Consider the following 22,003-nt stretch of genomic DNA (forward strand, 5'->3'; position numbering starts at 1 on the left):
AGCTGTTTCCCGCCGCACCCGACCCCCACTTGCACATGAACATGCAGGTCTGCGTATAGTCATGCATATGGCGAGAGTGCGAGTGGCCGTGGCCGGAGCGAGCGGGTACGCCGGGGGTGAAGTCCTGCGGCTGCTGCTGGCCCACCCCGAGGTCGAGATCGGTGCGCTGACCGGCGCGTCCAACGCCGGGCAGCCCCTGGGCGCCCTGCAGCCGCACCTGGTGCCACTGGCCGACCGGGTGCTCGAGCCCACCACGATCGAGGTCCTCAGCGGCCACGACGTCGTCTTCCTCGCCCTGCCCCACGGCCAGTCCGGCGAGGTCGCGGCCCAGCTCGGCGACGACACCGTCGTCATCGACTGCGGCGCCGACTTCCGCCTGCGCGACGCGGGGGAGTGGGAGAAGTTCTACGGCGGCGAGCACGCCGGCACCTGGCCCTACGGGATGCCCGAGCTGCCCGGCCAGCGCGACGTGCTGCGCGGCGCGCGCCGGATCGCCGTCCCCGGCTGCTACCCGACCGTCTCGACGCTCAGCCTGGCGCCGGCCGTGGCCGCCGGGCTCGTCGAGCCGCGGGTCTCGGTGGTCGCCGCCAGCGGCACCAGCGGCGCCGGCAAGGCCGCCAAGGCCCACCTGCTGGGCTCCGAGATCATGGGCAACGCCAGCGCGTACGGCGTCGGCGGCACCCACCGCCACACCCCCGAGATCACCCAGAACCTCTCCGCGCTGGTCGAGGGCACCGTGGCGGTCAGCTTCACCCCGCTGCTGGTCCCGATGCCGCGCGGCATCCTGGCCACCTGCTCGGCCGACCTCGTCGGCGAGGTGAGCGCCGAGCAGGCCCACGAGGTGTACGCCGAGGCCTACGCCGACGAGCCGTTCGTGCACCTGCTGCCCGCCGGGCAGTGGCCCCAGACCAAGTCGGTGACCGGTTCCAACGCCGTGCACCTGCAGGTGACCGTCGACGAGACCGCCGGGCGCCTGGTCGCCGTCGGCGCCGTCGACAACCTCGCCAAGGGCACCGGCGGCGCCGCCGTCCAGTGCATGAACCTCGCGCTCGGCCTCGACGAGGGCACGGGCCTGACCACGATCGGACTGGCACCCTGATGAGCATCACCACCCCCCAGGGCTTCACCGCCGCGGGCGTCCCCGCCGGCCTGAAGTCGACCGGCGCCAAGGACGTCGCGCTGGTCGTCAACCACGGCCCGCGCTTCGACTCCGCGTCGGTCTTCACCGCCAACCGCTGCAAGGCCAACCCGATCCTGTGGAGCCAGGAGGTCGTCAAGGACGGCACCGTCAAGGCGGTCGTCCTCAACTCCGGCGGCGCCAACTGCTACACCGGCCCCGAGGGCTTCCAGACCACGCACGCCGTGGCGGAGCGGGTCGCCGAGCACGTCGGCATCGGCGCCGGCGACGTGGTCGTCTGCTCGACCGGCCTGATCGGGCTCACCAACGACCGCGAGCAGGTGCTCGCCGGCGTCGACGCGGCGTACGGCGCCCTGTCGCCCGAGGGCGGCAACGACGCGGCCGAGGCGATCATGACCACCGACTCGGTGAGCAAGCAGGTCGTGGTCGAGGGCGCCGGCTGGAGCATCGGCGGCATGGCCAAGGGCGCCGGCATGCTCGCGCCCCAGCTGGCCACGATGCTCGTGGTGATCACCACCGACGCCGTGGTGCCCGCGGACGAGCTCGACACCGCGCTGCGCGCCGCGACCCGGGTCTCCTTCGACCGGCTCGACTCCGACGGCTGCATGTCGACCAACGACACGGTGACCGTGCTGGCCAGCGGCGCCAGCGGCATCACGCCCAGCCCCGACGACTTCGCCGCGGCGCTGACCCAGGTCTGCACCGACCTGGCCATGCAGCTGCTCAAGGACGCCGAGGGCGCCGACCACGAGATCGCGATCACCACGCTCAACGCCGCCACCGAGGACGAGGCCGTGGAGGTGGGCCGCAGCGTGGCCCGCTCCAACCTCTTCAAGGCCGCGATCTTCGGCAACGACCCCAACTGGGGGCGCGTGCTGGCCAGCATCGGCACCACCGACGCCACCTTCGACCCCGCCGACCTCGACGTCGCCATGAACGGCGTCTGGGTCTGCCGGCAGTCCACCCCCCACGCCGACCCCGAGAGCGTCGACCTGACGCCGCGCGAGGTCAGCGTGACGATCGACCTGAAGTCCGGGTCCGAGCGGGCGACCGTCTGGACCAACGACCTGACCCACGCCTACGTCCACGAGAACAGCGCCTACTCCTCATGAGCACTCCTGCGAACGACCCCGACCAGATGATCCGTAGCGAGGTCCCGCCCGCCGACCCCGACAAGGCGGAGATCCTCTCCGACGCCCTGCCGTGGCTCAAGCGCTACCACGGCAAGGTCGTGGTGGTGAAGTACGGCGGCAACGCGATGACCGACGACACGCTCAAGCAGGCCTTCGCCGAGGACATCGCGTTCCTGCGCTTCGCCGGCTTCCGGCCCGTCGTCGTGCACGGCGGCGGCCCGCAGATCTCGGCGATGCTCGACAAGCTCGACATCAAGTCCGAGTTCCGCGGCGGGCTGCGGGTGACCACGCCCGAGGCGATGGACGTCGTGCGCATGGTGCTCGTCGGCAAGGTCCAGCGCGAGCTGGTCGGGCTGATCAACGAGCACGGCCCGCTGGCCGTCGGCCTGTCCGGCGAGGACGCCGGGCTCTTCACCGCCGAGCCCGCCAACACCATCGTCGACGGCGAGGAGGTCGACCTCGGCCTGGTCGGCGAGGTCGCCAAGGTGCGCCCCGAGGCGGTGCGCGACCTGATCGAGGCCGGCCGCATCCCGGTGGTCTCCAGCGTCGCCCCGGACGTCGACGGCCTGGTGCACAACGTCAACGCCGACACCGCCGCCGCGGCGCTCGCGGTCGCCCTGGGCGCCGAGAAGCTCCTGGTCCTGACCGACGTCGAGGGACTGTTCCGCGACTGGCCCGACAGCGACGACGTGATCTACGAGATCAGCCCCGAGGCGCTCGCCGACATGATGCCGAGCCTGGCCAGCGGGATGGTGCCCAAGATGGAGGCCTGCCGCAAGGCGGTCGCCGAGGGCGTCCCGCGCGCCACCGTGGTCGACGGCCGCGAGAAGCACGCCGTGCTGCTGGAGCTCTTCACCAACGAGGGCGTGGGCACCCAGGTGCTGCCCGGCGTGGAGACGAAGGTGCGCAAGGCGCGGTCGAAGGCGGTGCGCAAGTGAGCACCTCCTCCAACCAGGGCCTGGGGGAGCGCTACTCCCAGGCGCTGATGAACACCTTTGGGCCGCCCAAGCTGGCGCTGGTGCGCGGCGAGGGCGCCCACGTGTGGGACGCCGACGGCAAGGAGTACGTCGACCTGCTCGGCGGGATCGCGGTCAACACGCTCGGCCACGCCCACCCGGCGCTGGTCGCCGCGGTCACCGAGCAGATGTCGACGCTGGGCCACATCTCCAACTTCTTCACCTCCGGCCCGCAGGTCGAGCTCGCCGAGACGCTGCTGCGCCTCGTCGGCGCCGGCCCGGGCAAGGTCTTCCTGGCCAACTCCGGCGCCGAGGCCAACGAGGCGGCCTTCAAGCTGACCCGGCGCACCGGTCGCACCCACGTCGTCGTCGCCGAGGGCGGCTTCCACGGGCGCACCATGGGCGCGCTCGCGCTGACCTCGAAGGCCGCCTACCGCGAGCCGTTCGAGCCGCTGCCCGGTCACGTCACCTTCGTGCCGTACGGCGACGCCGACGCGCTGCGCGAGGCCGTCACCGACGCCACCGCGGCCATCCTCCTCGAGCCCATCCAGGGCGAGGCGGGCGTCGTCCCGGCCCCGGAGGGCTACCTGCAGGCGGCCCGGGCGCTGGCCGACGAGTCCGGCGCGCTGCTGTGGCTCGACGAGGTGCAGACCGGCATGGGCCGCACCGGCGAGTGGTTCGCCCACGCCGGCCAGGTCGTCCCCGACGTGCTGACCCTGGCCAAGGGCCTGGGCGGCGGCTACCCGATCGGGGCCGTGGTCGGTCTCGGCCGGGCCGCCGACCTGCTCGAGCCCGGCAACCACGGCACCACCTTCGGCGGGAGCCCGGTGGCCTGCGCCGCCGCGCTGGCCGTCATCCGCACCGTGGAGTCCGAGGGGCTCCTCGAGCACGCCCGCCGCGCCGGCGAGCGCCTGCGCGAGGGGCTGGCGGCCGACCCGCGGGTCACCGAGGTGCGCGGCCACGGACTGCTGATCGGCCTCGACCTGGTCAGCGACACCGCGGGCGCGGTCGTCGACGCGGCCCAGGAGGCCGGCTACATCGTCAACATGCCGACGCCGAACCGGATCCGCCTGGCCCCGCCGCTGGTGCTCACCGACGCCGACGTCGAGGGGTTCCTGGCCGCCTGGCCGGCGATCCTCGACAAGGCCGGCACCTGATGGCGCGCCACTTCCTGCGCGACGACGACCTCACCCCCGACGAGCAGGCCCGGGTCCTGGACCTGGCGGCGGCGATGAAGCGGGCGCCGTACGACGCCAAGCCGCTCGCGGGCCCGCAGTCGGTCGCGATGATCTTCGACAAGCCGACGCTGCGCACCCAGACCTCCTTCGGCGCCGGCATCGCCGAGCTCGGCGGCAACCCGATGCTGGTCGAGGGCAAGCTGGCCGGCATCGGGATCCGCGAGTCGGTGGAGGACGTCGCCCGGGTGCTGGGCCGCCAGGTCTCGGTCGTGGTCTGGCGCACCTTCCACCAGTCCGACCTCGAGCTGATGGCCGCGCACGCCGGCGTGCCGGTGGTCAACGCGCTGACCGACGACTTCCACCCCTGCCAGCTGATCGCCGACCTGCTCACCGTGCGTGAGCAGCGCGGTCGGCTCGCCGGCCTGAGCGTCGCCTTCGTCGGCGACGCCGCCTGCAACATGGGCAACTCCTGGCTGCTGGCAGGCGCCACCGCCGGCATGCACGTGCGGGTCAGCGCCCCCGAGGGCTTCATGCCGCGCACCGAGATGCTGGAGCGGGCCGCCGAGATCGGGTCCGTCACCGGCGGCTCCGCCACCGCCGAGCCCGACCCCGTCAAGGCGGTCAGCGGGGCCGACGTCGTGGTCACCGACACCTGGATCTCGATGGGCAAGGAGAGCGAGGAGCAGGCGCGCGAGGCGGTCTTCGCCGACTGGTCGCTGACCACCGAGCTGCTCGCCCACGCCGCCCCCGACGCCGTCGTGCTGCACTGCCTGCCGGCCTACCGGGGCAAGGAGATCGCCGCCGAGGTGCTCGAGGGTCCGCAGAGCGCGGTCTGGGACGAGGCCGAGAACCGCCGGCACGCGCAGAAGGCGGTGCTGGCCTTCCTGCTCGCCGACGGTGGGCAGCCCGCGGTCGGAGGTGTCACGTGACCGAGTTCGCGATGCGCCCCACCACCAAGAACGCGCGCCACCAGCGCATCGTCGAGCTGGTGAGCACCCACGAGGTGCACTCCCAGGGCGAGCTGGCGCTGCTGCTCGCCGAGAGCGGCGTGCGGGTCACCCAGGCCACGCTCTCGCGCGACCTCGTCGAGCTCGAGGCCGTCAAGGTCCGCGCCGCCTCCGGTGCCCTGGTCTACGCGGTGCCCGCCGAGGGCGGCGACCGCCGACCGGTCGCCCCGACCGACTCCTCGGCCGGGCGTGCGCGCCTGGCCCGGCTGTGCGCCGAGCTGCTCGTCAGCGCCGACGCCACGGCCAACCTCGTGGTCCTGCGCACGCCCCCGGGGGCCGCGCAGTTCCTCGGCTCGGCCTTCGACAAGGCCGAGTTCCCCGACGTCCTGGGCACCATCGCCGGCGACGACACCGTCCTGGTCATCGGTCGCGAGCCGACCGGGGGAGACGCCCTCGCGCGCCGCTTCCTCGAGATGGCCGACCACCCGACGTACGACCCGACCTTCACCACCCCCCAGATCGAGGAGCACCCATGAGCAAGGTCCTGACCACGCTGCCCAAGGGGGAGCGCGTGGGCATCGCGTTCTCCGGAGGTCTTGACACCTCCGTCGCCGTCGCGTGGATGCGCGACAAGGGCGCGGTCCCGTGCACCTACACCGCCGACATCGGCCAGTACGACGAGCCCGACATCTCCGGCGTCCCCGGCCGGGCCAAGGAGTACGGCGCCGAGATCGCCCGTGCCGTCGACTGCCGCACCCAGCTGGTCGAGGAGGGCTTCGCCGCGATCGCCTGCGGCGCCTTCCACATCCGCTCGGGCGGGCGCACCTACTTCAACACCACGCCGCTGGGCCGCGCGGTCACCGGCACGATGCTGGTGCGCGCCATGCACGAGGACGGCGTCGACATCTGGGGCGACGGCTCGACCTTCAAGGGCAACGACATCGAGCGGTTCTACCGGTACGGGCTGCTGGCCAACCCAGACCTGCGCATCTACAAGCCCTGGCTCGACGCCGACTTCGTCCACGAGCTCGGCGGGCGCGACGAGATGAGCCAGTGGCTCACCGAGCACGGCCTGCCCTACCGCGACTCCAAGGAGAAGGCCTACTCCACCGACGCCAACATCTGGGGCGCCACCCACGAGGCCAAGACCCTCGAGCACCTCGACACCTCCCTCGAGGTGGTCGAGCCGATCATGGGCGTGAAGTTCTGGGACCCCGAGGTGGAGATCCCCACCGAGGACGTCACCATCAGCTACGAGGCCGGCCGCCCGGTCGCCATCAACGGGGTGCGCTTCGACGACCCGGTCGCGCTGGTGCACGAGGCGAACGCCATCGGTGGTCGCCACGGCCTGGGCATGTCCGACCAGATCGAGAACCGCATCATCGAGGCGAAGTCGCGCGGCATCTACGAGGCGCCGGGCATGGCGCTGCTGTGGATCGCCTACGAGCGGCTGCTCAACGCGATCCACAACGAGGACACGATCGCCTCCTTCCACAACGACGGCCGCCGCCTGGGCCGGCTGATGTACGAGGGCCGCTGGCTCGACCCGCAGGCGCTGATGATCCGCGAGGCGATGCAGCGCTGGGTGGCCTCGCTGGTCACCGGTGAGGTGGTGCTGCGGCTGCGCCGGGGCGAGGACTACACGATCGTCTCCACCGACGGCCCGTCGTTCTCCTACCACCCCGACAAGCTGTCGATGGAGCGCACCGAGAACGCCGCGTTCGGCCCGCTCGACCGGATCGGGCAGCTCACGATGCGCAACCTCGACATCGCCGACAGCCGCGCCAAGCTCGAGCTGTACGCCGACCAGCCGCTCGACCAGGGCCAGGTGCTGGTCGAGAACGGCACGCTCTACGGCGAGATCGAGCCCGGCGGCTACGACCGGATCACCCAGAACCCGCGCTCGGCCGACGAGATCGACGACGAGGCGCTCGACGCCGCCGCGATGGAGTCCGGCACCGACTGATGGGTGCTTGCTGATGGACCCCGTGCTCCGCGCGACCGCCCGGGTGCTCCCGGTCAGCCCGGTGGGCGAGTGCCTGCTGCTGCTCGACCAGGACCCCGGGCGGCCGGGGGAGCTGCGCTGGGGCACCATCGGCGGCGCGCTCGACCCGGGGGAGGACCACGTCGCCGCCGCCCTGCGCGAGCTGCGCGAGGAGACCGGCGTGGTGGTCCCCGCGCAGGCGCTGGTGGGTCCCTTCCACCGCGACCGGCGCCACTTCACCTACGACGGCCGGGCGTTCATCGGCGACTCGACCTTCTTCGCGCTGCACCTGGAGCGCGAGGTCTCGATCACCTTCGAGCACCTCGAGCCGGGGGAGGTCGGCAACGTCATGGAGGCCCGGTGGTGGACGCCGCAGGGCGTCGCCGCCGACGGGCGGCTCGTGGCCCCCGACCTGCCTGAGATCATGAGCGCCGCGATCGACGCGGCGAGAGGAGCAGCACCAGCATGACGAAGCAGGATGCGACCAACACCGGCAAGCTCTGGGGTGGCCGCTTCGCCGGGGGCCCCTCGCCGGAGCTCGAGGCGCTCTCGCGCTCGACGCACTTCGACTGGCGGCTCACGCCCTACGACCTGGCCGGGTCGCGGGCCCACGCCAACGCGCTGCACCGCGCCGGGCTGCTCACCGACGCCGACCACGCCGAGCTGCTGCGCGGCCTCGGGGTGCTGGGGGAGCGGTACGCCGCCGGCGACCTGCGCCCCGACCCCTCCGACGAGGACGTCCACGGTGCGCTCGAGCGGCTGCTGCTCGAGGAGGTCGGCCCCGACGTGGGCGGTCGACTGCGGGCCGGGCGCTCGCGCAACGACCAGATCGCGACGCTCTTCAAGGTCTTCCTGCGCGACCACGCCCGGGTCGTGGCCGGCCAGGTCCTCGACCTGGTCGACGCGCTGGCCCAGCAGGCCCGCACGCACCTGGGCGACGGCGGCACGGAGCCGACGATCATGCCCGGGCGCACGCACCTGCAGCACGCCCAGCCGGTGCTGCTGTCCCACCACCTGATGGCGCACGCCTGGCCGCTGCTGCGCGACGTCGACCGGCTGGCCGACTGGGACGCGCGCGTGGCCGGCGACTCGCCGTACGGCTCGGGTGCGCTGGCGGGGCAGAGCCTGGGCCTCGACCCGACCCTCGTGGCCGCCGAGCTCGGGTTCACCGGCTCCAGCGCCAACTCCATCGACGGCACGTCGGCGCGTGACTTCGTGGCCGAGCTGGCCTTCGTCGCCGCCCAGGTCGGCATCGACGTGAGCCGGCTGGCCGAGGAGGTCATCCTGTGGGCCACCAAGGAGTTCGGGTTCGTGACGCTGCACGACTCCTGGTCGACCGGGTCGAGCATCATGCCGCAGAAGAAGAACCCCGACATCGCCGAGCTGGCACGCGGCAAGGCGGGGCGCCTGGTCGGCAACCTGACCGGCCTGATGGCCACCCTCAAGGCGCTGCCGCTGGCCTACAACCGCGACCTGCAGGAGGACAAGGAGCCGGTCTTCGACTCCGTCTACACCCTCGAGGTGCTGCTCCCGGCCTTCACCGGCATGGTCGCCACGCTCGAGTTCGACGCCGAGCGCACCGGTGAGCTGGCCCCCCAGGGGTTCTCCCTGGCCACCGACGTCGCCGAGTGGCTGGTGCGCCAGAACGTGCCGTTCCGCATCGCCCACGAGGTCGCCGGTGCGTGCGTACGCCGCTGCGAGGAGCTCGGCATCGAGCTGAACGAGCTCACCGACGAGCAGTTCGAGGAGATCTCGCCGGCCCTGACGCCGCAGGTGCGCGAGGTCCTCACCGCGCCGGGCTCGGTGGCCTCGCGCGACGGTCGGGGCGGCACCGCCCCGGTGCGGGTGCGCGAGCAGCTCGACGAGCTGGTGGCCCGGGCGGGCGTCCTGCGTGGCCGCCTCGCCTGAGCAGCCTGGGCCGGCAGGGCTGCTGCCGCTCCTGGACGGTGCCCCGGAGGAGGTCGCACCGCGGCTCCTCGGTGCCGTCCTCCGCCACGGCGAGGTCGCGCTGCGGCTGACCGAGGTCGAGGCGTACGCCGGTGAGGACGACCCCGGCTCGCACGCCTACCGCGGCCCGACCCCGCGCACCGAGGTGATGTTCGGCCCGGCTGGGCGGCTCTACACCTACTTCAGCTACGGCATGCACGTGTGCGCCAACGTGGTGGTGGGCCACGAGGGCCGGGCAGCGGCCGTGCTGCTGCGCGCCGGCGAGGTGGTCGAGGGCCACGACGTCGCCCGGGCCCGGCGCCCCCGCTCCAGCGAGCGCGACCTGACCAGGGGACCGGCCCGCCTGTGCCAGGCCCTGGCGATCACGCTCGAGCACGGGGGCAGCGACCTGGTGGCCGGGCCGGTCACCCTGGAGCCGGGGCCGGCGCCCGAGCACTGGGAGAGCGGACCGCGGGTAGGTCTCCGCGGCGCACCCGAGCGCCCCTGGCGGTTCTGGCTGCCGGGGGAGCCGAGCGTGTCGACCTACCGGCCGGCGGCAGCGCGACCGGCTCCGTCGACGGGGCCCGGAGGCCGCCGCTAGGGGGTTGCGACCACCCGATTTTGGCGTCCGTCCACCCGTGTGTAATGTTCCTTCTCGCCGGAGCACGCAGCTCCACTCGCGGCCCAGAGGGTCGAAACCGAGTGGCTGAGGCATGTCCCGGCAAAGAAACACCGAGAAGGACGAAGACCAGCTCCCCGGAGTTGACTCGGACAGGCCGGATCGGTAAGTTTCTGCAGGTTGCCCCGCCGCTGGTGCTGAGAGGTGCTGGGACGGTGTGCGTCTGATTCTTGAGAACTCAACAGTGTGTCATAGTCGACGAATTAGTTTGTTATGCCCCGTCGATCATGGATGTCTTCGGACTGATGTGGTTGATGGTTTCTTTGGTAAGACGATAATTCTGACAATTGTCAGTTTTGTTCTCTTGTCAGGCATCTCTTTTTCCGCATCCTGCTCTTTTGGGTGGGTGTGGTGTTGTTTTTCAACGGAGAGTTTGATCCTGGCTCAGGACGAACGCTGGCGGCGTGCTTAACACATGCAAGTCGAGCGGTAAGGCCCTTCGGGGTACACGAGCGGCGAACGGGTGAGTAACACGTGAGTAATCTGCCCCTCACTTCGGGATAAGCCTCGGAAACGGGGTCTAATACCGGATATGACCGCTTCTCGCATGAGATGGTGGTGGAAAGTTTTTTCGGTGGGGGATGTGCTCGCGGCCTATCAGCTTGTTGGTGGGGTAATGGCCTACCAAGGCTTCGACGGGTAGCCGGCCTGAGAGGGTGACCGGCCACACTGGGACTGAGACACGGCCCAGACTCCTACGGGAGGCAGCAGTGGGGAATATTGGACAATGGGCGGAAGCCTGATCCAGCAACGCCGCGTGAGGGATGACGGCCTTCGGGTTGTAAACCTCTTTCAGTAGGGACGAAGCGCAAGTGACGGTACCTACAGAAGAAGCACCGGCCAACTACGTGCCAGCAGCCGCGGTAATACGTAGGGTGCGAGCGTTGTCCGGAATTATTGGGCGTAAAGGGCTCGTAGGCGGTTTGTCGCGTCGGGAGTGAAAACACCGGGCTTAACTCGGTGCTTGCTTTCGATACGGGCAGACTAGAGGTATTCAGGGGAGAACGGAATTCCTGGTGTAGCGGTGAAATGCGCAGATATCAGGAGGAACACCGGTGGCGAAGGCGGTTCTCTGGGAATGACCTGACGCTGAGGAGCGAAAGTGTGGGGAGCGAACAGGATTAGATACCCTGGTAGTCCACACCGTAAACGTTGGGCGCTAGGTGTGGGGTCCATTCCACGGATTCCGTGCCGCAGCTAACGCATTAAGCGCCCCGCCTGGGGAGTACGGCCGCAAGGCTAAAACTCAAAGGAATTGACGGGGGCCCGCACAAGCGGCGGAGCATGCGGATTAATTCGATGCAACGCGAAGAACCTTACCTGGGTTTGACATACACCGGAAAGCTGTAGAGATACGGCCCCTTTTAGTCGGTGTACAGGTGGTGCATGGCTGTCGTCAGCTCGTGTCGTGAGATGTTGGGTTAAGTCCCGCAACGAGCGCAACCCTCGTCCTATGTTGCCAGCACGTCCTTCGGGATGGTGGGGACTCATAGGAGACTGCCGGGGTCAACTCGGAGGAAGGTGGGGATGACGTCAAGTCATCATGCCCCTTATGTCCAGGGCTTCACGCATGCTACAATGGCCGGTACAAAGGGCTGCGATCCCGTGAGGGGGAGCGAATCCCAAAAAGCCGGTCTCAGTTCGGATTGGGGTCTGCAACTCGACCCCATGAAGTCGGAGTCGCTAGTAATCGCAGATCAGCAACGCTGCGGTGAATACGTTCCCGGGCCTTGTACACACCGCCCGTCACGTCACGAAAGTCGGCAACACCCGAAGCCGGTGGCCTAACCCCTTGTGGGAGGGAGCCGTCGAAGGTGGGGCTGGCGATTGGGACGAAGTCGTAACAAGGTAGCCGTACCGGAAGGTGCGGCTGGATCACCTCCTTTCTAAGGAGCACACGCCCCGATACCAGACGACTGTTCTGGTACGCATGGTGGTGTTCACTAGTGGAATCGTCGATGATGTCTCCGTTCCTGGTGGGCGGGGTCTTCTCAGTACTACCCGTATGCACGCTCTGCTGAGCGTGTGTGGGGGTGTGGAACCTGGAGATCTCTGCTGGTCGGGTCGGGGTTGGCACACTGTTGAGCTTTGAGGGATCAGGTGACTGGTTGCTCGTTGCCTCCTGGTATCCCAGGTCCACCGGATGGTGGGGTTGGGGGCTTGGTGGGCTGGTTGTTTGTGAATTGGATAGTGGACGCGAGCATCTGACGCGATCAATGTGCCTGCCTCTTGTGTGGGGTGGGTGTGGTTGGTCGTGTCTTTCTAGATGTGTAATTAATCTAGTCTTTGTAGTTTTTGTTGAGTGTTTGTGAGACAAGCTATGAAGGGCACATGGTGGATGCCTTGGCATCAAGAGCCGATGAAGGACGTAGGAGCCTGCGATAAGCCCTGGGGAGTTGGCAACCAAGCTGTGATCCGGGGGTGTCCGAATGGGGAAACCCAGCTGGAGTCATGTCCAGTTACCCGCGCCTGAATATATAGGGTGTGTGGAGGGAACGTGGGGAAGTGAAACATCTCAGTACCCACAGGAAGAGAAAACAATAGTGATTCCGAGAGTAGTGGCGAGCGAAATCGGATGAGGCCAAACCACGTACATGTGATACCCGGCAGGGGTTGTGTATGTGGGGTTGTGGGATCGCATGGGTGGGTCTGCCGGCCTACCACACAGTAAGAAATCGTCTGTGAAGTTGAAGTCCGCTGGAAAGTGGCGCCGTAGAGGGTGATAGCCCCGTAAGTGTAAGCAGTCGACTGTGATGCGACATCCCAAGTAACACGGAACCCCTGAAATTCCGTGTGAATCTGGCGGGACCACCCGTTAAGCCTAAATACTCCTTGATGAACGATAGCGGACAAGTACCGTGAGGGAAAGGTGAAAAGTACCCCTGGCGGGGAGTGAAATAGTACCTGAAACCGTGTGCCTACAATCCGTCGGAGCCTTACTCATCCTTGTGGTGATGGGGTGACGGCGTGCCTTTTGAAGAATGAGCCTGCGAGTTTGCGTTGTGTTGCGAGGTTAACCCGTGTGGGGAAGCCGTAGCGAAAGCGAGTCCGAATAGGGCGTCTGAGTAGCACGATCAAGACCCGAAGCGAAGTGATCTATCCATGGGCAGGTTGAAGCGCGGGTAAGACCGCGTGGAGGACCGAACCCACTTAGGTTGAAAACTGAGGGGATGACCTGTGGATAGGGGTGAAAGGCCAATCAAACTTCGTGATAGCTGGTTCTCCCCGAAATGCATTTAGGTGCAGCGTTGCGTGTTTCTTGCCGGAGGTAGAGCACTGGATAGCCGATGGGCCCGACCAGGTTACTGACGTTAACCAAACTCCGAATGCCGGTAAGTGAGAGCGCAGCAGTGAGACTGCGGGGGATAAGCTCCGTAGTCGAGAGGGAAACAGCCCAGACCATCAGCTAAGGCCCCTAAGCGGTGACTAAGTGGAAAAGGATGTGGAGTCGCACTGACAACCAGGAGGTTGGCTTGGAAGCAGCCACCCTTGAAAGAGTGCGTAATAGCTCACTGGTCAAGTGATTCCGCGCCGACAATGTAGCGGGGCTCAAGTCATCCGCCGAAGCTATGGCATTCACATAAGCCCAGCACCCACTTGATGGGTGTTCAGGTGTGTGGATGGGTAGGGGAGCGTCGTGTCGCGAGTGAAGCGCCGGAGTGATCCAGGTGTGGATGCGACACGAGTGAGAATGCAGGCATGAGTAGCGAATCACGTGTGAGAAACACGTGCGCCGAATGATCAAGGGTTCCAGGGTCAAGCTAATCTGCCCTGGGTAAGTCGGGACCTAAGGCGAGGCCGACAGGCGTAGTCGATGGACAACGGGTTGATATTCCCGTACCGGCAAAGTAGCGCCCATGACGAACCCGGTGATGCTAACCATCTGAAACTCAGCCGACCGGACCCTTCGGGGCGAGGCGGTTGAGCGTAGCGTGGGACCCGAACTGGTAGTAGTCAAGCGATGGGGTGACGCAGGAAGGTAGTCCAACCGTACCGATGGTTGTGTACGGCTAAGCATGTAGGGCGAGATCTAGGCAAATCCGGATCTCTGACTTTGATGTCGGGCTTGAGATGTGATGGGGACCCCGTTGGGGGGAAGTGGATGATCCTATGCTGTCGAGAAAAACCTCTAGCGAGCTATGCGCCGCCCGTACCCCAAACCGACTCAGGTGATCAGGTAGAGAATACTAAGGCGATCGAGCGAACCACGGTTAAGGAACTCGGCAAAATGCCCCCGTAACTTCGGGAGAAGGGGGGCCCGGAACGTGAACACCCTTGCGGTGGGAGCGGGAAGGGCCGCAGAGACCAGGCCCAAGCGACTGTTTACTAAAAACACAGGTCCGTGCGAAGTTGTAAGACGATGTATACGGACTGACTCCTGCCCGGTGCTGGAAGGTTAAGAGGACCTGTTAGAGCAGCAATGTTCGAAGCGGAGAATTTAAGCCCCAGTAAACGGCGGTGGTAACTATAACCATCCTAAGGTAGCGAAATTCCTTGTCGGGTAAGTTCCGACCTGCACGAATGGAGTAACGACTTGGGCGCTGTCTCAACCGTGGACTCGGCGAAATTGCACTACGAGTAAAGATGCTCGTTACGCGCGGCAGGACGGAAAGACCCCGGGACCTTTACTATAGTTTGGTATTGGTGTTTGGTTCGGCTTGTGTAGGATAGGTGGGAGACTGTGAAGCATTCACGCCAGTGAGTGTGGAGTCATCGTTGAAATACCACTCTGGTCGTACTAGATGTCTAACCTAGGTCCGTTATCCGGATCAGGGACAGTGCCTGATGGGTAGTTTAACTGGGGCGGTTGCCTCCTAAAGAGTAACGGAGGCGCTCAAAGGTTCCCTCAGCCTGGTTGGCAATCAGGTGGCGAGTGTAAGTGCACAAGGGAGCTTGACTGTGAGACAGACATGTCGAGCAGGGACGAAAGTCGGAACTAGTGATCCGGCGTCGGCATGTGGAAGCGACGTCGCTCAACGGATAAAAGGTACCCCGGGGATAACAGGCTGATCTTCCCCAAGAGTCCATATCGACGGGATGGTTTGGCACCTCGATGTCGGCTCGTCGCATCCTGGGGCTGGAGTAGGTCCCAAGGGTTGGGCTGTTCGCCCATTAAAGCGGCACGCGAGCTGGGTTTAGAACGTCGTGAGACAGTTCGGTCCCTATCCGCCGCGCGCGCAGGAAACTTGAGAAAGGCTGTCCCTAGTACGAGAGGACCGGGATGGACGAACCTCTGGTGTGCCAGTTGTCCCGCCAGGGGCACGGCTGGTTAGCTACGTTCGGAAGTGATAACCGCTGAATGCATCTAAGCGGGAAGCACGTTTCAAGATGAGGTTTCCCACCGGGTCAACCGGGTAAGGCCCCCAGCAGAACACTGGGTTGATAGGCCGGAGGTGTACAGCAGCAATGCCTAGCCGACCGGTACTAATAGGCCGAGGGCTTGTCCCACAACCACTCAGCTGAACCTGCAAAGGCTGTTCGCGTCCACGAATCCAACACACACAACACACGTGTCATCACATGTGAATAATGGCTTGGCACACACACCACCCAGTGATCATCTACCTGGGGTGTGTGCCGCAAGAGTTACGGCGGCCATAGCGAAAGGGAAACACCCGGTCCCATCCCGAACCCGGAAGTTAAGCCTTTCAGCGCCGATGGTACTGCAACCGAGAGGTTGTGGGAGAGTAGGACGCCGCCGGACAATTCTTCGCAGCAGCCCCACCGCACCGCGGTGGGGCTGCTGTCATTTGCGTGGCGTCTTCTTCTGCGGTTGGGGTCTGATCAACCAGCTGCGAGCCGTCCGCTCATGGCTCCTCTGCGTCAAGACACGCGTGGCACCGGCGCGCTAGGCTGCGTGGTGACGGGCCCCGGAGTGGCTTGTCCGAAGAGCCGGTGTTGAGGTTGTGAGCCGGTCGCGCTGGAGTCAGAGTCGCTACCTCGTTGCCCTCCCGGGCCCGTCACCTCAGCAGCCGTCGATGCTCTAACGGCGTCGTCGAGCATGGTGCGGTAGACGATGTTCGACAGCCGTCGTTTGAGTGCTCGCGTCGCTTCCATCGAGGTCTTGCCCTCGGGTCTGCGGCGGTCGTAGTAGGCGCGGCCTTCGGTGTCGTTGCGCAGCTGGACGGTGGCCATGATGTGCAGGACCCGGTTGATCTGCCGGTTGCCGGCTCGCGACAGTCGGTGCCGGACGTTGTCGCCGGAGGAGGCGTCGATGGGGGCGGTGCCGTTCCAGGACGCGAAGTGGTCGCGGTTGGGGAACCGGGTGATGTCACCGACTTCGACCAGCAGTCGGGCTGCGCTGGAGGGTCCGATGCCGTGCAGGTCCAGCAGGCTGGTGCCTGTCGCAGCGACGAGTTCCTTCAGCTCCTTGTCCGCGGCCTTCCTGCGGGCGTAGACCCGCTCGAGATCAGCGACCAGCTCGGCCGCGACGCGGCGTCGGGTCTTGCCCGCGACGTCGCGGGGACGGACCGTGGCTAAGAGTGCCTTGGCCTGGGCCGCGGACAGGCTCTTCTTCGCACCACCGGGGATCAGCTCGAGCAGCAGCTGGTGAAGCTGGGAGATCATCCGCGTGTGGTCCTCGCCCAGCGAGCTGCGGCGGTCGACCAGGAGTCGGAGCACCGCGAGCTGCTCGTCGTTGACCACCGGCCGTAGCCCCGCCATCCGGGTACCGACCAGTGCGACGCAGTGGGCGTCGGTGGCGTCGGTCTTGCGCCCCTGTCCGGTCGAGTAAACCCTGGCCCGTGCTGACAGCTTCGGTGGGACGTCGATGACCTGCTCGCCAGCAGCAAGCAGCCGCATGGCGACGTGGCGTCCGATGCCGTTGCAGCCCTCGATGGCCCAGACCCGGTCCGACCACCGGCTCGCGTACTCGAGCATCGCCTTGAAGCCGGCGACGTCGGTGCCGAACCGGCCACCGCCCAACACCTGCTCATCGGCAGCCATGACCTCGATGGTCACCGATCTCTTGTGCGGATCCATCCCGATCACGACCCGCTCGCCGCTGTCCGTCATGCCTTGTCCTCCTGCCTCGATCACCCAGTGGTTGTCGAGTCGGGAGGGCAACGCTGCTTCGAGCTGTGCAAACCCCTCTTGAGCCTCTCCTGACCCTGGCGACGCCCGGGCCGCGCAGGCCAAATGAGAGCCACACGACCAGCGTGGGCAGCCGATGTGAGAGCGACAACCCGGACGTCTGAAGCGAGCCTCGCCAGGCACCGGTTCTGAGGTCAATGGAACAAGCAGCCGATGAGCGGTCGTCCGGCAGAGCGGCATGGCATCCTGCGCGGGTGACCGCCCAGGACGCTTTGAAGGCCGCGCTTCGCGACCACCTTGGACCCGCTGCGCGCCTTTACGGCTACAAGGGGTCACAACCGAACTGGCGCAAGTCCTCGACCGACGGTGACTGGGCCGTTGTCAACGTTCAGTCTTCGTCCTTCAGCAGCGCCGAGCACCTGCGATGCGTTGTGAACCTCGCTTTCGCCCCGGAGCCGTGGTTGAGGTGGGAGGCGGAGAGGCTCGACGCAGGCTTGCCCAAGTCCGTCAATGAGTCACTCGGGCTGTACAGAGAACGACTTCACCCGGAAGGAACTCCAGAAGGCACCGACGGCTGGTGGGATGTCACAGACGGCCATTCGGCCCGCGGTGCGGTTGCGGACATGATCGTGCAACTCGACCGGTCCGGTTGGCCGGTGCTGGAGCGCATGTTCTCTCGCGAGGCAATGGTGGCCCGTGTGCGGGACGGAGACCTCGGCATGATGAAGCGCTCCAACTACGGAGTCTTCTTCGCCCGCGCCGAGGCCCTCCTACTCATGGATGCTGGACCGTCTGAAGAGCTGGATTCGCAACTCGACTTCGCGCTCAGAAACGTCATGCCGACACAGCGTGACCACGCCGAGCGCTTCGATGCATGGGTTCGTGCGGAGTCAGCCAAGGCGTGACCCGAACCGCCCGCTCGTGCCGCGTAGCGTGCGCTCGAAGACGCACGCTTCTGCCGCGAGGTGGCCGGACGGTGAGCGACGTGGTCAACACCAACTCGACGCGCGGGCCTCGTGGCTGAGGCATCGTGGCTCAGCGTCCCCACGGAGCCCGGCGCCACTCATGCATGACTCACGTTCGATGCCTCGGTGGACGCATGAACAATCGACGCGAGGTTAGGGGGACGCGGAATCCGCTGAAGGCGTATGACACGCTGATCGGGCCATGGATCTTCTGGTCGTCTACGCCATGCCGTGCGCTCTCGCGGCCTTGTCCCTCTTCACGAGGTCTCGCTGGTGGCCGGGTCTAGTAGCTGCAGATCACCCGTTGAAGTTTCTGGAAGCGCGATACGTATCGGCCCTGCCGACATTCGCGCTGTCGGCGGCGTGTTTCGCGGCAGCTGCGCTGGCCGCGTCTCTGTCGGATCGATGGTGGCTCGGCAGCCTTGTCGCGTGCTACGTGCTCCTCGGTTGCGCCGGGCTCGCGATGTTCCTGGCCCTGCGTCGACTCCTGCGACCCGTGTGAGATGGGGCCCGCCCGTCGGCCCGGTCTTGCTTCGTCACATCCGCATCTGCCGCTGGTGGTGCGCGGCTCTGCCGATGTGCGTCGGTCGCGATAGCGTCCCCGAGTGCCTCCCTGCTTCGACGTATACGTCTGGGTGCGAACAGAAGACCGTCCCGCTGCGCTCCGCCGCTTCATCGACCGCTACGTCGGTACAGAGCAACCACGGGAGCCGCACTTCGCTCCGTTCATGCGCACGTTCGTCGCTTGCGCCCCCGAGCCGGGAGACGCTGAGGCACTGGCCGAGTTGCGGCGCGACGACCTCGCACCGGATGGCGCCCTCTCGCTCTACCTACTGAGCAAGACCCATGAGGAAGCCATTGTCACTCTGACCGGAGAGGGTGACTTGGTGCTGGGTCTAGGAATTGACGACCCCTTGAACGGAACGAACCTAGAGCAAGAGGCTGCCGCGCTGATGGCGCAACTACGCCAGGAGTTCGCGGCTGCCGCAGGACTCGGCGGCGTTGAACTAGCCCCACCTCAGTCGGAAGCCGAGTGGCGCGAGGAGGGGCTTGTCCTGCTCCGCGAGGGCAACGTTTAGCGCACGCTCATGCCCCGTAGGGTGCGCCCGCGGCCATCCGGTTCTGCCGCTGCTGGCACGAACGTGCCGAGGAGCGGATGTTCGCCGTATGGCGACGGTGCTCAAAGATCGCGCGGCACCCGTGAAACCATGAGGACGTGGCTGGCACCGACATCTCGCATCGACGCTTGTGGAACCCGATGCTTGCTGGCATCGGCTACCTTCTCGCCGCGAGCACCTATGTAGGGCTTCTGCTGGCGGGCGCTAGCGTCGGGCTCGCTCTGGTCATCGTCTGCCCCTCGTTTGTCGCCATCTATCTCGTGTTGACACACCTTGTAGATCCGCTTCCGTCGCAGGCCCCCCAGTACCGACTGCGCCACGCCATCGTCCTGGGCTGGGCGACGGTGGCGACCGTGCTGGCAGTCGTTGTCACCATCTAGGGCCCTCATCGTCGATGACCTCGACTACCGCCCCCTGCTGTCGCTCCCGAACCTCCAGAAGGTGCGCGTCATGGAGACGCGAGGGATGACGCCATCCAGAGAGGAACTGGTCAAGCGACTCCCATGGGAGGCATCACCAACCGACCGCTCCTGCCGCGTAGTGCGCGCCTCACCGCGCGCGCATCTCCCGCGAGTGGTGCGCGGTCTTGCCGATGAGCGCCCGCCTCGCTGAGCCCTGTGCCGCCCCAGAGAGTGTGGAGTCTTGGATCAACCTGCTTCATCGCAGACTCCACACTTTTCCGATCCTGCCGGGGAACGGACGCAGACTGGGTCAGCGGAGCCCACCATGGCTACGGCTTCAGTTCTCGTCGTTCGGACCAGTGCGCGGCGGCGTGCGCTGATCTGCCGCGACACGTGCGCCCGCGGCCAGCCTGATCTGGCGCGATCCGCGCTTGGCCATCACACCTCGACAGCAGAGGGGGGGCGTCCACCACTCTGCCGTGCGCTTGCCGGCGCAGTAGCTGTCGGCATAGCCGGGGGTGCCGGGACGGCAGTACGACGACTGCGCCAGGGTCGTGCTCAGCACCACGGCCAGCACCGACAGCGACAGCAGCAGCGCCCCCGCAGCCGCGAGTTTCAGCGGTCGACGCCGCCCGCGCGCCCGCACCAGCACGGCCACCCCGGTCGCGGCCAGCGCCCACTGGGCCAGCCCGCCGGCGTTGATCCAGCGCCCGGTCGCCGCGCAGGGCGGGCAGCCAGCGGGGGAGCAGCTGTAGCTGTTGGTGCAGTCGGTCATGGTCGCGAAGCCCACTGCGAACCACCCGGCGGTGCCCAGCACGATCGACGTCGCGACGGCGAGCAGGACGAGGGCTGTGGCCGCCACCCGGCCTGCGGTCCGCCCCGGGGAGCTGTGATCATGGTCCATGGGACGAGCCTGGGCCTCGCCCCGTCGTGCCGCATCCGTACGCGTGCTCAGACCTGCCTCGCGTGCCGGCCCCGGTGGTTCTCCACAGATCCGTTCCGGTGCCCCCACGCGGGGTCGGTGCCCGCCAGGATGGTGGTCAGGAGGTGGTGCGGATGCCCACGGTGGAGACGGTGCAGGACACGGACCCGGTCAACGAGGTGCGCCTGCAGGGGAGGCTGGCCCAGGACCCCCAGCTGCGCGAGCTGCCCAGCGGAGACCGGCTGTGGACCTTCCGGGTCGTGGTCGGTCGCCCGCCTCGGCCGGCTGCGGCCGAGGGACGCGGCCCGCGCGGGTCGGTGGACGCGATCGAGTGCGCGGCGTGGGACGCCCGGGTGCGCCGCAGCGTGGAGCGCTGGCACGCCGGTGACGTCGTGGCGGTGGAGGGCGCGGTGCGACGGCGCTTCTTCCGCAGCCCGGCCGGCACCGCCTCCCGGGTGGAGGTCGAGGTCAGGTCGGGTCGCCGGATCCGTCGCGCACCGGCCGCATGAGCACACCGACGCTCGGCTTGGGCTGGAAGGACGTGGCCTTCTCGGGCAGCAGGCGGCCGGCGCGCAGGACCGTCATCACCTCGTCCAGCTCGAGCGCCGGCAGCAGGACCGCGGTGCCCGACCCGGCGTCCGCGCCCGCGAGCGCCTGCTCCGCGGTGTGCAGGTGGTCGGTGCCGGTCTCCGGACGTCCTTGCTCCCGCAGGGCGGGCAGCAGGTCGTGGTGGAGCAGCTCGACCGGCAACCGGTCCTCCGGCACGCGCACCCAGGCGGCCTCGCGGGAGTCGGCGAGCACCAGCACCTGGCGGTCCAGGGCGTTCAGCGCCGCGCCGCGGCCGCCGGTGCGCACGCACAGCCCGGCGTCGCGGGCCAGGGCGACCAGGTCGGCGACCTGGACGCCGCGCAGCAGCCGGTGGATCGCGCCCAGGAAGAGCGGGGTGTCGTCGTGGTCGACCAGCATGGCCAGCCCCCGGCCCCAGGGCCCCTCGGCCCCGTGCTCGGCGCAGAGCCGCAGGTAGGCGGCATAGCGGTGGTGACCGTCGGCGATCAACGCCTGGGTGCCCGCGAGGGACTCGTCGAGCTCCCGGGTCGTGCTCGGGTCGGTGACCGCCCACGCCCGGTGCTCCTGACCGGTCGGGTCGTCGATCTCGACGTCGGGCTCGGCGGCCACGACCCGCTCGACCAGCGCCCGCAGGCGCGGGGTGGCCCGGTGGGCGAGCAGGATCGCTGCCGGCTGCAGCTGCATCTCGGCCATCCGACGCTCGAGCTCGTCGACCTGCGCGGGGAGGACCCGTTCGTGCGGCAGCACCGCGGGGGCGGTGCCGGGGACGGCCGGCCGGGTCAGGTCGAGCGCCCCGACGATCCCGCGCACGGTCATGCCGCGAGCGGTGTACTCGTGCACCCACACCGCCGGGCTCGTCTCCTCGACGGCCAGGCCCTCGCGCAGCCAGCCGGCCAGCCGTCCGGGGACGCGGTCGTGCGGGTGGGCGAAGGCCCTGGCCCCGGCCGCCGTCCCGACCCGGTTGGCCGCCAGGTGCAGCGCCCGGAAGGGGTGCAGCCTCACGGGTCCGGCGAGGGCGGGCGGGCAGACCACAGCGCTCTCGTCCATCGGTGCATCG

17 protein-coding genes and 3 rRNA genes are annotated in these 22,003 nt (G+C 67.5%); 17 read left to right on the plus strand and 3 right to left on the minus strand.

Going from position 1 to position 22,003, the window contains the following annotated elements; genetic code table 11:
• Window positions 1-61: 61 nt before the first annotated feature.
• The 13 genes from argC (at window position 62) to rrf (ending at window position 15,645) form a co-directional block, all read left to right on the plus strand.
• The gene (argC, locus tag H0S66_RS17040) at window positions 62-1,099 is read left to right on the plus strand and encodes an N-acetyl-gamma-glutamyl-phosphate reductase (protein ID WP_179616431.1); all 1,038 of its coding nucleotides are present in this window, start codon (window positions 62-64) and stop codon (window positions 1,097-1,099) included.
• Window positions 1,099-2,250, plus strand: coding sequence for a bifunctional glutamate N-acetyltransferase/amino-acid acetyltransferase ArgJ (argJ, locus tag H0S66_RS17045; protein WP_179616432.1), 1,152 nt, complete (start codon window positions 1,099-1,101; stop codon window positions 2,248-2,250). The genes argC and argJ overlap by 1 nt, the downstream gene beginning before the upstream one ends.
• Window positions 2,251-2,276: 26 nt before the next feature.
• Window positions 2,277-3,209: an acetylglutamate kinase gene (gene argB / locus H0S66_RS17050; protein ID WP_179617484.1), complete on the plus strand. Its 933-nt coding sequence runs from the start codon at window positions 2,277-2,279 to the stop codon at window positions 3,207-3,209.
• 47 nt (window positions 3,210-3,256) lie between these two features.
• Entirely contained in the window at window positions 3,257-4,384 is a 1,128-nt protein-coding gene (locus tag H0S66_RS17055) for an acetylornithine transaminase (protein WP_179617483.1), read from the plus strand.
• On the plus strand, window positions 4,384-5,334 hold the full coding sequence (argF, locus tag H0S66_RS17060) for an ornithine carbamoyltransferase (RefSeq protein WP_179616433.1): 951 nt from the start codon (window positions 4,384-4,386) through the stop codon (window positions 5,332-5,334). The genes H0S66_RS17055 and argF overlap by 1 nt, the downstream gene beginning before the upstream one ends.
• Complete coding sequence (locus H0S66_RS17065; protein WP_430540715.1) at window positions 5,331-5,888, plus strand: arginine repressor; 558 nt, start codon at window positions 5,331-5,333, stop codon at window positions 5,886-5,888. The genes argF and H0S66_RS17065 overlap by 4 nt, the downstream gene beginning before the upstream one ends.
• A complete protein-coding gene (gene argG, locus H0S66_RS17070) occupies window positions 5,885-7,318 on the plus strand; it encodes an argininosuccinate synthase (RefSeq protein WP_179616434.1) in 1,434 nt (477 codons plus the stop codon). Before H0S66_RS17065 ends, argG begins: the two co-directional genes overlap by 4 nt.
• 13 nt (window positions 7,319-7,331) lie before the next feature.
• Window positions 7,332-7,805: an NUDIX hydrolase gene (locus H0S66_RS17075; protein WP_179616435.1), complete on the plus strand. Its 474-nt coding sequence runs from the start codon at window positions 7,332-7,334 to the stop codon at window positions 7,803-7,805.
• On the plus strand, window positions 7,802-9,244 hold the full coding sequence (argH, locus tag H0S66_RS17080) for an argininosuccinate lyase (protein ID WP_179616436.1): 1,443 nt from the start codon (window positions 7,802-7,804) through the stop codon (window positions 9,242-9,244). Before H0S66_RS17075 ends, argH begins: the two co-directional genes overlap by 4 nt.
• The gene (locus H0S66_RS17085) at window positions 9,228-9,863 is read left to right on the plus strand and encodes a DNA-3-methyladenine glycosylase (protein WP_420846877.1); all 636 of its coding nucleotides are present in this window, start codon (window positions 9,228-9,230) and stop codon (window positions 9,861-9,863) included. Before argH ends, H0S66_RS17085 begins: the two co-directional genes overlap by 17 nt.
• 439 nt (window positions 9,864-10,302) lie before the next feature.
• Window positions 10,303-11,827 (plus strand): 16S ribosomal RNA (locus H0S66_RS17090).
• 425 nt (window positions 11,828-12,252) lie between these two features.
• Window positions 12,253-15,389 (plus strand): 23S ribosomal RNA (locus H0S66_RS17095).
• 139 nt (window positions 15,390-15,528) lie between these two features.
• Window positions 15,529-15,645, plus strand: a 5S ribosomal RNA gene (gene rrf, locus H0S66_RS17100).
• The 16S, 23S and 5S rRNA genes sit together here, the layout of an rRNA operon.
• 119 nt (window positions 15,646-15,764) lie before the next feature.
• On the opposite strand, the gene H0S66_RS17105 is transcribed toward rrf, so the two are convergent.
• Complete coding sequence (locus H0S66_RS17105) at window positions 15,765-16,955, minus strand: IS110 family RNA-guided transposase (protein WP_179616437.1); 1,191 nt, start codon at window positions 16,953-16,955, stop codon at window positions 15,765-15,767.
• A 272-nt stretch (window positions 16,956-17,227) separates the two neighbouring features.
• Here H0S66_RS17105 and H0S66_RS17110 point away from each other — a divergent pair, with 272 nt between their 5' ends.
• The 3 genes from H0S66_RS17110 to H0S66_RS17120 all read left to right on the plus strand — a co-directional run bounded on the left by H0S66_RS17110 (window position 17,228) and on the right by H0S66_RS17120 (window position 19,436).
• Window positions 17,228-17,878 carry a DUF4304 domain-containing protein gene (locus H0S66_RS17110; RefSeq protein WP_179616438.1) on the plus strand — a complete coding sequence of 217 codons (651 nt, stop codon included), beginning with the start codon at window positions 17,228-17,230 and terminating at the stop codon, window positions 17,876-17,878.
• A 788-nt stretch (window positions 17,879-18,666) separates the two neighbouring features.
• Window positions 18,667-19,017, plus strand: a complete 351-nt coding sequence (locus H0S66_RS17115; protein WP_179616439.1) for a hypothetical protein — start codon at window positions 18,667-18,669, stop codon at window positions 19,015-19,017.
• Window positions 19,018-19,154: 137 nt separating this feature from the next.
• Window positions 19,155-19,436, plus strand: coding sequence for a hypothetical protein (locus H0S66_RS17120; RefSeq protein ID WP_179616440.1), 282 nt, complete (start codon window positions 19,155-19,157; stop codon window positions 19,434-19,436).
• A 358-nt stretch (window positions 19,437-19,794) separates the two neighbouring features.
• On the opposite strand, the gene H0S66_RS17125 is transcribed toward H0S66_RS17120, so the two are convergent.
• Window positions 19,795-20,319 (minus strand): hypothetical protein, encoded by a 525-nt coding sequence (locus H0S66_RS17125; RefSeq protein WP_179616441.1) that lies wholly within the window; start codon window positions 20,317-20,319, stop codon window positions 19,795-19,797.
• 194 nt (window positions 20,320-20,513) lie between these two features.
• On the opposite strand from H0S66_RS17125, the gene H0S66_RS17130 reads away from it, so the two are divergent.
• Window positions 20,514-20,888 carry a single-stranded DNA-binding protein gene (locus H0S66_RS17130; protein ID WP_179616442.1) on the plus strand — a complete coding sequence of 125 codons (375 nt, stop codon included), beginning with the start codon at window positions 20,514-20,516 and terminating at the stop codon, window positions 20,886-20,888.
• On the opposite strand, the gene H0S66_RS17135 is transcribed toward H0S66_RS17130, so the two are convergent.
• Window positions 20,848-21,993, minus strand: a complete 1,146-nt coding sequence (locus tag H0S66_RS17135) for a DUF1015 family protein (protein WP_179616443.1) — start codon at window positions 21,991-21,993, stop codon at window positions 20,848-20,850. The two genes, H0S66_RS17130 and H0S66_RS17135, sit on opposite strands and share 41 nt — an antisense overlap.
• Window positions 21,994-22,003: the final 10 nt, after the last annotated feature.

Origin of the sequence: Nocardioides marinisabuli (genome assembly GCF_013466785.1) — a bacterium.
GTDB classification, from domain to species: domain Bacteria; phylum Actinomycetota; class Actinomycetes; order Propionibacteriales; family Nocardioidaceae; genus Nocardioides; species Nocardioides marinisabuli.